10 protein-coding genes and 1 pseudogene are annotated in these 12,766 nt (G+C 72.3%); 5 read left to right on the top strand and 6 right to left on the bottom strand.

The annotated features are described in order from the left end of the window. Positions 1 to 1,004: hypothetical protein (locus ACLEQD_RS23965; protein WP_410387044.1), on the bottom strand; the 1,004-nt coding region annotated here is incomplete at its 3' end. A gap of 115 nt (positions 1,005 to 1,119) precedes the next feature. On the opposite strand from ACLEQD_RS23965, the gene ACLEQD_RS23970 reads away from it, so the two are divergent. The 5 genes from ACLEQD_RS23970 (at position 1,120) to ACLEQD_RS23990 (ending at position 6,225) form a co-directional block, all read left to right on the top strand. Further along, the gene (locus ACLEQD_RS23970; RefSeq protein ID WP_410387045.1) at positions 1,120 to 2,949 is read left to right on the top strand and encodes a sensor histidine kinase; all 1,830 of its coding nucleotides are present in this window, start codon (positions 1,120 to 1,122) and stop codon (positions 2,947 to 2,949) included. Beyond that, on the top strand, positions 2,946 to 3,671 hold the full coding sequence (locus ACLEQD_RS23975) for a response regulator transcription factor (protein WP_410387047.1): 726 nt from the start codon (positions 2,946 to 2,948) through the stop codon (positions 3,669 to 3,671). The genes ACLEQD_RS23970 and ACLEQD_RS23975 overlap by 4 nt, the downstream gene beginning before the upstream one ends. Before the next feature lie 117 nt (positions 3,672 to 3,788). Continuing rightward, entirely contained in the window at positions 3,789 to 4,547 is a 759-nt protein-coding gene (locus tag ACLEQD_RS23980) for an energy transducer TonB (RefSeq protein ID WP_410387048.1), read from the top strand. Positions 4,548 to 4,738: 191 nt separating this feature from the next. Further along, positions 4,739 to 5,188, top strand: a complete 450-nt coding sequence (locus tag ACLEQD_RS23985; protein WP_410387050.1) for a phytoene desaturase family protein — start codon at positions 4,739 to 4,741, stop codon at positions 5,186 to 5,188. Beyond that, positions 5,104 to 6,225, top strand: a complete 1,122-nt coding sequence (locus ACLEQD_RS23990) for a phytoene desaturase family protein (protein ID WP_410387053.1) — start codon at positions 5,104 to 5,106, stop codon at positions 6,223 to 6,225. Before ACLEQD_RS23985 ends, ACLEQD_RS23990 begins: the two co-directional genes overlap by 85 nt. A gap of 9 nt (positions 6,226 to 6,234) precedes the next feature. On the opposite strand, the gene ACLEQD_RS23995 is transcribed toward ACLEQD_RS23990, so the two are convergent. From ACLEQD_RS23995 to ACLEQD_RS24015, 5 genes and pseudogenes are all read right to left on the bottom strand, one after another. Further along, on the bottom strand, positions 6,235 to 7,152 hold the full coding sequence (locus ACLEQD_RS23995) for an ethanolamine ammonia-lyase light chain EutC (protein ID WP_410387060.1): 918 nt from the start codon (positions 7,150 to 7,152) through the stop codon (positions 6,235 to 6,237). Next, positions 7,107 to 8,492, bottom strand: a pseudogene (gene eutB, locus ACLEQD_RS24000) (ethanolamine ammonia-lyase subunit EutB); the annotation flags it as partial. The gene ACLEQD_RS23995 and the pseudogene eutB, both read right to left, overlap by 46 nt. Before the next feature lie 125 nt (positions 8,493 to 8,617). Beyond that, a complete protein-coding gene (locus tag ACLEQD_RS24005) occupies positions 8,618 to 10,000 on the bottom strand; it encodes a hypothetical protein (protein ID WP_410387054.1) in 1,383 nt (460 codons plus the stop codon). A gap of 44 nt (positions 10,001 to 10,044) precedes the next feature. Continuing rightward, entirely contained in the window at positions 10,045 to 11,199 is a 1,155-nt protein-coding gene (locus ACLEQD_RS24010) for a hypothetical protein (RefSeq protein WP_410387056.1), read from the bottom strand. Then, a partial coding sequence (locus ACLEQD_RS24015; RefSeq protein WP_410387058.1) for an ATP-binding protein occupies positions 11,196 to 12,766 on the bottom strand: 1,571 nt, incomplete at its 5' end. The genes ACLEQD_RS24015 and ACLEQD_RS24010, both read right to left, overlap by 4 nt.

Here is a 12,766-nt window from a genome sequence, read left to right on the forward strand (position 1 = left end):
CTCGACCCGCGCCCGCCCGGAGGAGGACTCCGGGTGCCGCCCCAGCCGCCGCTGTTGCCATGGTTCGACGGGTGGGCCCCGCCGCCGCTCTGCGGGCGGTACGGACCGGGACGGCTGTTGCTCCGGCCGCCGTGGGACGGGCCGTTGTAGCGGTAGCGCCCGGGCGACGCGTCATGAACGCGCGGGCCGTACCGGTACGGCCCCGGGCGGGAGTAGTGGTAGCCCGGGCGGTAGCGGCTGTGCCCGTAGCCGTAGTAGCGCCACGACACGCCCGGGTAGCGGTACCACGAGCGCAGGAAGTAGTTCGGGCGGCCGAAGGACAGCGAGATGTGCGCGTGGCGGTAGACCGGGACGATGACGCGCACCGAGCCGTTCCAGCCCCAGCCGCCGCCCACGAACACCCACGACGGCCCGCGGCGCACCCAGTGCGGCGACACGAACACCAGGCCCGGACGCGGCGGCTCCATCCAGGTGCCGGAGATCCACTCGTAGCCGTTGGCGCCCCAGTACCAGTAGCCCGGCGCCCACGTGTAGGCCGCGGCAGGCGCGGGGGGCGGCGTCTCCACGCGCAGGGCCGGGGGCGCCTGGGTCGCGGTCACGTCCTCGCTGGCGACCTCCACGGGGATCTCCACCTCGGTGGAGCCCTCCCGCGCCCAGCCACCGGACACCCAACGCCAGACGTCGTCGTCCTGCGCCCAGTAGCCGTTGACGTACTGGTAGCCGGGCATGCGCTCCACCCAGCCGCCGGACTTGAACTGCCAGCTGTCGCCGTCCCAGTACCAGTGCCCGGACGTCCACACCGCGCCGGCATAGGGCCGAGGGGTCGGCGACTCGGCGGGAAGGTCAGGGGGCGGAGAGGGCGCGATGGGCCCGGAATCATCCACGTTGGACTGCTCGACGTACGCGTCATCCCCCCAGTCATCCGCGGCGACCGGCGAGGTCTGCGCGAACGCACCCTGGGTGGCCAGGCCGACAATCACACCAACCCACCATCGAGAACCCATGACTTCTTCTCCGATCTCCAGACCCCCGAGGGACGCCGGCCCCCCACACTTTATTCACCCTGGAGGCTCCAGGCCCGCAATCCCGCCGACACTGCTACAGTCCGGCGGGACGCGAATGCTGCGCCGACTCCTCCCCACATTGCTCGCGCTGGGTTGCGGACTGCTGGCCCTCGGCTGGGGGCTGGTGAGCCTCCAGCGCATCTTCACCCAGGAGCGTGAGGACGCCCGGGCCCAGGTGCGCTCGCGGCGGGTCGCGCTGGAGCAGCTGGCGGCGGAGTCGCTGCGCACCGCGCTGGCGCAGCGGATGAAGACGCACCTGCCCAAGCTCAACGCGGCCGTGGGGGATCCGCTGCTGCCCGCGGAGGGCTACTACCTGCTCTTCCGCGGCCACCAGTTCCTGCCGCGCGTGGACTGGCCCCGGGAGGGCACGGACGTCCCCGCCCAGGCCACCTACACGCTGCTGGCGCACGCGCTGGAGGACGGCCCTGTCCCGGCGCCCTTCCAGGAGCGGCTCGCGCGGCTGCGCGCGGCGGAGGCCGCCCTGGTCTCCGGCAAGGAGGCGCGCACGGACACTGCGGTGGAGTCACTCTTGCGCTACCACGCGGCGCACCCGCTGCCGCCGGATCAGGAGCTGCCCTTCACCCTGCTCATGGTGGAGTACCTCCAGCGCGGAGGGGACACGCCGCTCCTCATCCGGGCGCTGGTGCGCGAGGGCCTTCCGGAGGAGCTGGGCGGCATGGCGCGGGACCCGGGCCTGCAGCGCAACCTGCTGCGCGCGCGCTCCCAGCTCACGCGGCCGGACTTCGACTTCCTCCAGGCGCGCATCGTGGCGCTGAGCCAGGCGCTGGTGGAGCCCCATGACGCCTTCGTCGCGCGGGTGCAGGAGGCCGGCGCGGGCGCGCTGGTGCTGCCGGAGCCGCTGGATGGCCCCACGCTGCTGGCCGAGCAGTGGTACGTGGAGCCCGCGTCCGAGCAGGTGCACGGACTGGCCGTGGACATGTCCGCGCTGCTCGACGACCTGACCGAGGAGCTGCGCGGGCGCAACCTCATCCCCAGGGACGGCCAGGTGCGGCTGGGGCCCGGCGGCGTGGCGCGCCCCCTGAAGCATCCGGGGCTGGAGGTGGCCACGCCCGGGTGGGCCGCGGCGGAGGCCGACATCGAGGCGCGCTATGGCCTGAAGACGCTGCTGGTCGCGGCGTGCGGCGCGCTCGCGGCGGCCATCGCGGCGCTGGCGGTGGTGGCCCAGCAGCGCAAGTACCGCTTCCTGGAGCTCAAGAGCGACTTCGTCTCCACCGTGTCGCACGAGCTGCGCACGCCGCTCGCGTCCATCCGCCTGCTGGGAGAGACGCTGGAGCGCCGGCTGGGCCAGAGCCCGGAGGCCGGGGACTACCCCACCCGCATCGTGCGCGCGGCGGAGGGCCTGCACTTCCTGGTGGAGAACATCCTGTCCTTCAACCGCATCGACAAGGGGCGGTGGGCGCTGAGGCCCGCGCACGTGCGGCTGGAGGAGGCGGTGGGCACGCTGCGCGAGGACCTGCAGGACGCCGTCACCGTGCCGGTGGAGATCCGCTCGGAGGTGGCCGACGTGGAGCTGGACGCGGACGCGTCGCTCGTCCGGATGCTCTTCGCCAACCTGGGCCGCAACGCCTGCCTCTACAACCAGCGCAGCCCCGTGGTGCTGACCGTGCGCGCCTATCCGCAGCCGGGCTTTGGCGCCACGGTGCTCTTCAGCGACAACGGCGTGGGCATCCCCCAGGAGGAATGGGAGCGGGTGTTCCAGGACTTCTACCGGCTGACAACCCCCGGGCCGGAGGTGCATGGAAGTGGCCTGGGGCTGGCGCTGTGCCGCAGAATCATGGGCCTGCACCAGGGCAGCATCCAGGTGGCCTCCTCCGGCCCTGAAGGCACGACCTTCGCCCTGACCTTTCCCGAGACGCGCCGATGACGACGCAGACGCCGCCCCCCTCCACCCGCCCCTCCATCCTCATCGTCGAGGACGACGCGAACCTGCGCATGGGCCTGCGCGACAACCTGCGCGACGAGGGCTACGACGTGACGGACGCCCCGTCCGCGAAGGACGCCGCGCCGCACCTCCAGTCGCGCGCGTTCGACCTGCTCATCCTGGACGTGATGCTGCCGGGCGAGGACGGCTACAGCTTCTGCCGCCGCCTGCGCGCGGAGGGCGTGAAGAGCATGGTGCTGATGCTCACCGCGCGCACGCTGGAGGAGGACGTGGTGCGAGGCTTCGAGTCCGGAGCGCAGGACTACCTCACCAAGCCCTACCGCCTGCGTGAATTGCTCGCGCGCGTGCAGGCGCTGGTGCGCCGGGCGGGCACGGCGCCGCCGCGGGTGCTGACCTTTGGCGCCTTCACGCTGGACCTGGGCCGCCGCGCGGTGCTGCGGGCGGACGGCGGCGAGGTGGACCTGACGCGCACGGAGTTCGACCTGCTGGCGTTCCTCCTGCGCCACCGCGACCGCGCGCTGCCCCGGGGCGAAATCCTGGACGCGGTGTGGGGCCGCGACGTCGTGGTGGATCCGCGCACGGTGGACAACTTCGTGTCGAACCTGAAGAAGAAGCTCGGGTGGACGAGCACGTCGGGCTTCACCATCCACACGCTGCGCGGCGTGGGCTACCGCATGGAGGTCGTGAGCGGCGGCCCCTCATGACAAAATCATGACCGACACATGGAGCGCTGTCGGCCTTCCGGCTGGCGCGACTTCGTACCTTGCATCTTGTGGGGACGGGACGCCTGGAGCGTCCTCTCCAACCAGGAGGCGGGTCAGATGTTTGAGTCGGTCATCGAACGGCGGGGAGTGCGCTCGGGACGGTTCGGCACGGGCGCGTGGGTGTCCATCAGCGTGCACGCGGGGCTCCTGGGCCTGGTGTTCTTCATCTCCGGCCAGGTGCCCGAGACCGTCGAGCAGCCCTTCGTGCCTGTCGTCATCCGCGCGACCGCCATCCGGCAGGGCGTGAAGCAGGCCGCGCAGCCGAAGCCGGCCACGGCCGCTCCGGCGCCGAAGCCCAGGCCGCGCACGGACCGCATCCCGCTGCACCCGAAGCCGCTGCCAACGGACCTGCCGGAGGCGAAGCCGGAGCCGGAGCCGACGACGATCGCGGACGCGGCGGCCACGACCGACGCGACGGGCACGGGCGAGTCCGGGCCGGTGGGCGACCCGAACGGGAATCCGGACAGCGACAGCCCCATCGGCGCGGTGGGCGTGCCGGTGATCACGGCCGCCCCTACCGGCACGGACGTGGTGCCCTTCCAGGGCGGGATGACGCCGCCCCGGATGCTGAGCGGTTCCCAGTTCAGCTACACGCTCGAGGCGCGGCGCGCGGGTGTCGAAGGGATGATCATCGCGAAGTGCGTCATCACCACGGAGGGCCGGGTGCGCGACTGCCGCATCATCAAGGGCCTGCCGTTCATGGATGACGCGGTGCTGGAGTCGCTCTACTCGCGCACGTATCAGCCCCTCACCTTCCAGGGCCGCCCGGTGAACGTGTCGTACACGTTCAACATCAAGCTGCGGATGCCCCACTAGCGGCGGGTCCGGGTGCCCGCCAGTGAAAGCGCCCGGACGCCCGGCTCCCCTGCGGGAAGGGAAAAGAATCGCGGCGGAAGTGCGGGCCCGTTAGGAAAGTCCCGTCGCGCCTGGCCATGTGCGCGATACCGGCACCGGAAGGAGCGGGCCTCCCCCGGCCCGCTTCCGGTGCCGGTCCCTTTTCAAGCGCGATGGCGGACACCTGGTACGACGCGGTGGTGGTGGGTGCGGGCTTCGGCGGCCTGGGCACCGCATTGGAGCTGTGTCGCCGGGGCGCCCGGGTGGCGCTGTGCGAAGGGCTCAACTACCCGGGTGGCTGCGCGAGCACCTTCCGGCGCGGCGGCTACGCCTTCGAGTCCGGCGCCACGCTCTTCTCCGGCTTCGGCGAGCACCAGCTCTTCGCCCGGTGGATCCGCGAGCACGCGCTGGACGTGACGGTGGACTGGTTGGATCCCCTGGTGGAGCTGCGGGCCCCGGGGATGCGGTTGCCGGTGCACCGCGACCGCGAACGCCTCATCGCGGAGCTCTGCGCGCTGCCCGGGCGCCCGTGCAGGGCGTGCGGCGCTTCTTCGCGTTGCAGGCCCAGGTGGCCGGTGCGCTGTGGCCGCTGTTCGATGACCCGGACCTGCTGCCGCCGTTGAGCCTGAAGACGCTGCTGCGCCACGCGGGGCGCGTGGGGTCCTACGCGCCGCTGCTGCGGTGGCTGGGCCGGCCCCTGGGCGAGGTGCTCGCGCGACACGGGCTGGAGGGCTTCACGCCGCTGCGCACGTACCTGGATGCGCTCTGTCAGATCACCGTGCAGTGCTCCGCCGCGGAGGCGGAGACCCCGTTCGCGTTCGCGGCGATGGACTACTACTGGCGCGGCACGGGCCATGTCCGGGGCGGCATCGGCCGGCTGGCGACGGCGCTGACGAAGGCCATCACCGACCGGGGCGGCGAAGTGCACCTGGCGAACCGGGTGCGCGCGGTCACGCCCGTGGACGGAGGCTGGAGGGTGACGGCGCGCAGGGGCGAGCTGCTCGCCCGGCACGTGGTGGCCAACGTGTTGCCTCACGGGCTGCGCACGCTGCTGGATGCGCGGACGGGCCAGCTCCCCAAGCTGGACGCGCTGGCGGAGCGCGTGGACGGAGGCTGGGGCGCGGCGATGCTGTACCTCGTGGTGCGGCCACCGGAAGGCGACTCCGGCGCTGCGCACCACTTCGACATGGTGCGCGATGAGCAGGCGCCCTTCATCGAGGGAAACCACCTCTTCGCCTCCGTGAGCGGAGCGGCGGACGAGGGGCGCGCGCGGCCGGGTCAGCGCACGGTGACGGTGTCCACGCACGTGCCGCTGAAGAAGGTCGCGGGCCTCACGCCGGAGGAACAGGCGCTCTACTTCACCGGGCTCCACGCGCGGATGCGCGAGAACCTGGACGCGCTGCTCCCCGAGTGGACGGCCAACGTCGTGCACGTCATGACGGGGTCCCCCCGCACGTTCCAGCGCTTCACGCTGCGGGAGGCGGGCGCGGTGGGCGGCGTGCCCCGGCGTGCGGGGTTGGACAACTACCGCATCCTGGGACCCTTCCAGGCCCAGCGCGGGCTGTGGCTCGTGGGGGACTCCGTGTTCCCGGGCCAGAGCACCCTGGCCACCGCGGTGGGCGGCGTGCGCACCGCCGCGAGCATCGCCGCGGTGCGCTGAAGCATTGTCTTACGGGAGAACACCCGCTGCCAGGCCCACCCCCGACACCCAGGGAGTGATTGAAGTCCGCGCCTCGCCGAGCATCCGCGCCGCCTCCACGGCGGCGTCCTCCGGCCGGACGCTGGTGTCGGAGATGCCGGCGATGAGCCGGGTGCGGTCGTGGTCCACCGCGCCCGGCTTCGCCCAGGTGTCCGCGTCCGGCGCGGTGAGGTACGCGGAGAAGGCGTGGTGCCCGGAGCCGGGGCGCTCGCCAATCACATGCACCAGCGCGCGCGGACGCAGGTCCCCTTCCGCGCCGAACAGCAGGCGGCCCACCTGGTAGCCCGCGCGCACGCGGCCGTGCTTCACCACCAGCACCTCCGGCGCCACCCGCCAGCCCGTCGCGTCCAGCTCCGCGCGCAGCCGCGCCAGGAACGGCGACAGGTGGCCCTCGTCCATCAGCGAGCGCGGATCCAGCCCATCCGAGATGACGAGCTGCGCGTCCCACCGTCCGCCATGCCGGTCGCGCAGCGCGCGCACCGTGGCTTCCGACGCCGCGTCCAGCGACTCGCCGGACGGCGGGTGCAGGATGTAGTCGCGCCGGTCCTCGGAGCACGTCCGCAGCCGCACCGCCCCCGGCAGGCCTCCACCGCCGCGTCGGACAGCTCCGACCCCTGCCCCACCTTGGCGTCCTCGTACAGCTGCCGCAGGTCCCTCTCCAGCGTGGGCTCCAGCATCCACGTCTGGTCGCCGTGCCCCACCGCCAGCGGCACGCCCCGGGCGCGCACCTGGGCCATCTGCGCCTCCGCCTCCCCGCGCAGCTCTGCCTCCGGCCGCGTGTCGCCCTTGTGGCGGCGGTAGTGCACGTAGACGTGCGCGGGGTCTCCGAAGTGCTTCGTCGGCCGCCCGTCGGCGTCGATGACGCCCAGGCGCTGGAAGAACGCCCACATCCGGTCATCCACCTTCAGGCCGTACCGCTCGCGCAGCCGCACGTGGTCCTGGAAGGACGTCGTGAGGTAGCTGAGCATCGGATCATTCCGCGTGGGCAGCGCCATCAGGTACGCGGGCCCGGCCTCCGCGAGCTGCTCCTGGCACCAGCCCAGGTCGTCCAGCGTCACGTCCATGTGCAGCGTGGAGCACACGTCCAGGCCCAGCGTGAGGCCGTGCAGCTTGCCCATCACGATGTCTTCCAGGCAGCAGCGCACCAGCTGTTCGCGCGTGCGGAACACCTCCGGCCCGATGAAGCCCGCCACGTCGTTGACGTGCACCCACGGCGCAGACTCGTGCCCCGCGCCCGCCTGCGCGATGGCCACCCGGCGCTTCAGGGCCCGCGCGAAGCCGTACTTGCGCGACTCGTGGATGAGCATGTCCGTGCCGTGGTGGTGCCCGTTCGTCGCGTCCGCGCCCTGCCCCGTCTCGAAGTACAGGCCCCAGCGCCCGGTGCGCGCCGCCGCGTGCGCCACCATCTTCTCCAGCGTCACGTCGAAGGTGCGGTTGGCCGCCTCGTTCCCGCCCAGGCTCTGGAACCAGATGCCCGTGGTGCCCGGACGCAGCGACTCCACCTGCGCCTGCACGTCGATGTGCGCGAGCACGCAGTGGGGCAGCACCTCCTCCAGCCCGAACGTCACCAGCACGTCGTGCAGCGCGGCCTCCACCGCGGCCACCGACGCCACGTCCGACGACACCGGGTTGGTGCCCAGCACCACGTCGCCCACCGCGAAGGACCACCCGTTGAAGACCTGCCAGCGGATGTCCTCCGGATGATCCGTGGGCGAGTTGGGCTGCAACCGCGCGCCCAGGTAGCCCTTCGCGCCCACGCGGCTGCCCGGCAATGGATGGAAGATGCGCCCGCCCACCGCCTTCAGCTCCGCGTCTGTCATCAGCTTCACGACACACGCGATGACGTCGCTGGGGAGTCCGTCGATGACGGCGTGCACCTCCGGCTCGGGCGCGGTGAGCAGGAAGTGCTTGAGCCGGCCCAGCGTCCAGTCCGCCACGCGCTTCCAGCGCGCGGAGTCCCACGCCTCCAGGTTGAAGATGTGCAGCCGGTCCTCGAACGGAGGATGCGCGTGCACGTCGTCCAGCCGCGTGCGACTCAGCAGGGTCCGCGCCTTCTCTCGCGACGCCTCATCCGCCGCCGCGACACCGATGGCCGCGTCGCCTTCCTTGAATGCGTTCGCCGCGCCCAACACCTGTTGATACAGGCGCGCGTCGAAGCCGCCCGTCAGGCGCTGCACGTAATCGAAGACATCTTCGTGGGGGAGGACGTCGGGGAGACAGACGCTCATGGGGCGAGAGGTTTAACCGGCGGCGCCGCCGCGCCACCATCCCTTCGGGGCGCTGTCGTCTCCGCGACGCCCGGACGCCCGCTCCCAACGATGCTTGGTGTTGCAATCGTTAGAGGACCAAAGGCTCACCCGCCATCCACCGCAGGCCTGCAGCCCGGTGGTGGCTTCCAGGTGAGCAGCGCGTCCACCCGCGCATCCTGCACCCGCGACACACCTTCCGGTGCATCGAGCCTGTTGACGCCGGGCTCGCGCGTGAAGTCGAGCTCCCGGACGGGGACAGGCGCCGCCGGGCATCCCTCCTGGAACGTCGCCTCCGCCTCCTGCATGAGCACGTTCACGTGGTCCTCGCCGGGAGCCCACGAATCGGGAAACGTGAACCTGCCCGATACGAGCTCCGCGCCTCCGGGAGGAAACCAGTTCCAGCTCAGGACCGTCTGCGCCGTGGAGCCTCCGAAGACCCTTCCCGCGACGCCACCCAAGAGGCTTTCATCCGTCGCGGGCCATTCGACACGGAGGCCCTTCGGCACCGGGATGCGCAGGGCCTCAACCTGCACCTCGTCCTTCACCTCGGGCTCCAGCAGCAACATCCACGTCAGCTCGCGGAGCCGCTCCGGGGCCACGCGCCCCACCCTCACTCCGGACCGGCGTGCGGCATCTGTTCCGGCCGCGTCCACCTTGCCGTCGGGCATCAACGCCAGCTTGGAGCAACTGCGCGAGCGGTACGCGGTCCCCGTTGCCAGGTGGTAGGCGTCCAGCTGATCACAGAAGCCGTAGTGCCCCCGGCGGCCACGGATCACCAGCCAGCCGTCCACCGGCACGCGGATGCGGCCCAGCGGCAGCACCGCCTGGACATTCCGCGCCTTCGGGTTGATCGCGAGGCATCCTCGCCATGCCATGTACCGAAGCCGGGCGGGCTGCTTCCGGGCTTCCTTCATGCAGTCGGGCGGAGGCGGCGGATCCGTGTCGAACGTCCCGGGGCGGCGGTTCTCAAGCCGGAAGGCCTTCTCTGCCCGCGCGCGCCAGGCCTCGGTCTCCGCGCCGCACGCACCGGCCTTCAAGGGACACAACAGGGGCGCCAGCCGATGCTTCGGCGAAGCCTCACGCGCCAGCACGTCGCGAAGGTCCGGCGGAATCACGACGGTCCGCGCCCCGGCACCGCCCAGCTCCAATTGGGACTCGAAGTACGCCTTGCCCCCATCACGCCACCACGTCTTCAACGCGAGCGCGGGGACGACGTGCTCCTCGTCCCAGCTCAGCGGCTCCCGCGTCTCCTCCTCGCGAGCGATGCCGAAGCAGCGGTGGCTCAGCAGCAGCATGAGGCCCGTCCGCGCCTCCCCCACGTCGCCGTCCTCCGGAAGCACCTCCATCCGCGCATCGAACGCGGCCAGCTCCTCCTTCGCGGCCGTCCAATCGGCGGTGTCCGGCTTGCACGGAACGATGGAAGGCGCGGCCGCCAACAGCCAACCCAGCCCGAACGACACCACGAGGGACACGGACATGCCCGCCATGGCACCCGCTCACGGCCCCGCACGTCAAGTCGCGCGGTGGCGGACTACTCGTCGAGGAGGGCCGACCAGAAGCGCACCAGCTTCAGCGCCTCCATCGCGCTGGACTGCCGGTCCATCTCCGCGTGGGTGATCAACGGCGTGGGCCGCAGGTGCACCCGCGTGTACGGCTCCAGCGCGCGCGCCAGGAGCGTGGACTCGATGGCGGGGATGACGGAGTCGTCCGTCCCGTGCAGCAGGTACACCGGCGCCCGGGGCGCGGGCGAGCGCTCCGGCGACAGCGACGGGTCTCCGGCGAAGCCCTTCACGAAGGGCAGCAGCCGGGGCCCCAGCGCGGCGACGTCGCGCGTGTTCACCTGGTGCAGCAGCGTGGCGGCGGGCTCCGGCAGCGTGGCCTCCATCGCGCGCGCCTCCGCGAACGCGGCCTCCGCCTGCTTGCTGTCCACGAGCGTCAGGTGCGACGCGTGCATGAACGTCAGGACGCCCTGGCGCAGCGCCTCCACCTGCTCCGGCGGCACCAGCCGGTCCGCGACGTTCAGCAGGATGACCACCACGCCGTAGTCATGCGGCCTGCGGTGCACCCCGTCCGCCTGCACGCCCGTGCACAGGAAGGACAGCACGCGAGACAGCTCGCCATGCCCTCCGAAGGACAGCACCGCGGCCACCTTGTCGCGCAGCGCGGGGCGGCCCGCCGCGACGACGGACAGGCCTCCGGAGAAGCTGATGCCGAAGAGGTCCACCTCCCCTTCCGGCGCCAGCGCTCCCGGGCCCAGCGCCCAGAGGGCCGTGTCCTCGATGACGTCCGGCAGGCGCGGCGTGATCTGGTAGCGCAGCAGGTCCGGCGGCTCCGGCGTGAGCACCGGCCGTCCGCCCATGGCCAGGTCCTCCGCCAGCTTCACCAGCCGGGGCTCGTCGATGCCCGCCGCGTGCACGCCGGACGTGAGCACGATGAGCCGGCCCTTGCGTTGATCCGGCTGGTAGAGCCGCCCGCGCACCGGCCCGTGGCGCGTGGGCACGCGCAGGTCCGTGACGGTGAAGGCCCCGGTGCCGCGGCGGGCCAGGGCATCCGCCACGGCGCCGTGCAGGCCCGCCGCGCGCAGCACGAAGGACAGCCCTCGAAGCTCGGGCGGCACCCGGAGGACGACCGCGAGCAGCAGGGCCGCCAGCACGGCGCCCAGCGTCCAGCGCGTCCGGCGCTTCATTGCATCAGGGTTTCGACGAAGGTGCACAGCTGGTCGCGCTCGAAGGGCTTCTCCAGCAGCTCCCGCGCGCGGCGGCCCACGAACTCACGGGCCTGCGGGTTCACCCCGCCCGTCATCAGGCCGGTGCGCGGCGCCAGCTCCGGCGCCAGCCGCTCCAGCTCCACCAGGAAGTCCATGCCGCTCATGCCCGGCATCATCAGGTCGCAGAGGATGGCGTCGAACTTCTCGCCGTGCGACAGCCGCCGCAGCGCCTCGCGCGCGTCCTGGATGACGTGCACGTCGTAGAGGTTGCGCAACAGCCGGCTCACCGCGCTGCCCACCGCCGGCTCGTCGTCGATGAGCAGCAGCCTGCGCAGGTTGCGCGTCGCGCGCGCCGACTGCGCGGACTCGTCCGCCGCGGCCGCGACCGGCTGCGGGGGCCGGAGGGCTTCGGGCGGCAGCGTGAGCGCCGGCAGCTCCACGCGGAAGAGGCTGCCCTGGCCCTGCTCGCTGGCGACCTCGATGTGGCCGCCCATCGCGTGCACCAGCGTGAGGCAGATGGACAGGCCCAGGCCCGTGCCGCCCTTGGGCGAGCGCGTGGTGAAGAACGGATCGAAGATGCGCTGGCGCACCTCCGCGGGCATCCCGGCCCCGTTGTCCTCCACCTCGATGAGCACGTGGCCCTCGCGGCCCGGACGCAGGCGCAGCCGCAGCTGGTTCTCCTCCGGAGGCCGCTCGCCAAACGCCTGGAGCGCGTTCATCAGCAGATGCGTGACGACCTGGGCCAGCCGGCCCTCGTTGCCGTGCACCGCCGCCACCGGCTCCAGCTCGCACGTCAGGCGCGCGCGGTGCTGGAGCTCGTCGCGCATCAGCTTGACCGCGCCCTCCACCGCGCGCCGCACGTCCACCGGCCCGTGCTGCTCCTCCTCCGTGCGCGAGAACGTCCGCAGGTCGCGCACGATGGAGCGCACCCGCCCCGCGCCCTCCAGCGCCTCCGCCACCACCTGCCGCAGCTCCTCCAGCTGCTCGGTCGGCACCGGCACCACCGGCTGGGCCACGCGCTCCCAGAGGTAGGCCAGGTTGGACGTCACGTAGGAGAGCGGGTTGTTGATTTCATGCGCGACGCCCGCGGCCAGCGTGCCCACGGACGTCATCCGCTCCGCCAGCCGCCGCTGCGCCTCCAGGCGGGTGCGCTCGGTCACGTCGCGCACCAGCCCCACGAGGAAGCGCTCGCCGTTGGGCAGCGCGTACGCGGCCCGCTGCGTGAGCACCTCGCGCGAGCGGCCCTTGGAGTCGGTGAAGGCGCCCTCGTCCTCCACCGTCTGCCCGGTGGTGAAGGCGCGCTCGTCCTGGCGCCACGACGCCTCCGCTTCATGCGGCGGCACCTGCGGCGAGGTGATGGTGCCGCGCAGCGCTTCGGCGGGCTGATCCAACAGGCGGCAGTAGGCGCCGTTCATCGCCACCAGCCGGTGCTCGCGGTCCTTGATGAACAGCGGCTCCGGCACCGCGTCCAGCGCGCCCTGGAACATGTCGCGCGCGCGCCGCAGCGCCTGCGCGTCCCCGTCCGAGGACCTGCGCCGCAGCGCCA

This window comes from Corallococcus sp. 4LFB (assembly GCF_046520365.1).
In the GTDB taxonomy this organism is placed as follows: Bacteria; Myxococcota; Myxococcia; order Myxococcales; family Myxococcaceae; genus Corallococcus; species Corallococcus caeni.

Bases quoted from the DNA above. Each gene is read 5' to 3' on its own strand.
- ACLEQD_RS23980 (WP_410387048.1), top strand. From the start codon at position 3,789: ATGTTTGAGTCGGTCATCGAACGGCGGGGAGTGCGCTCGGGACGGTTC.
- ACLEQD_RS23985 (WP_410387050.1), top strand. From the start codon at position 4,739: ATGGCGGACACCTGGTACGACGCGGTGGTGGTGGGTGCGGGCTTCGGC.
- ACLEQD_RS23970 (WP_410387045.1), top strand. From the start codon at position 1,120: ATGCTGCGCCGACTCCTCCCCACATTGCTCGCGCTGGGTTGCGGACTG.
- ACLEQD_RS24010 (WP_410387056.1), bottom strand. From the start codon at position 11,199: ATGAAGCGCCGGACGCGCTGGACGCTGGGCGCCGTGCTGGCGGCCCTG.
- ACLEQD_RS24005 (WP_410387054.1), bottom strand. From the start codon at position 10,000: ATGGCGGGCATGTCCGTGTCCCTCGTGGTGTCGTTCGGGCTGGGTTGG.
- ACLEQD_RS23975 (WP_410387047.1), top strand. From the start codon at position 2,946: ATGACGACGCAGACGCCGCCCCCCTCCACCCGCCCCTCCATCCTCATC.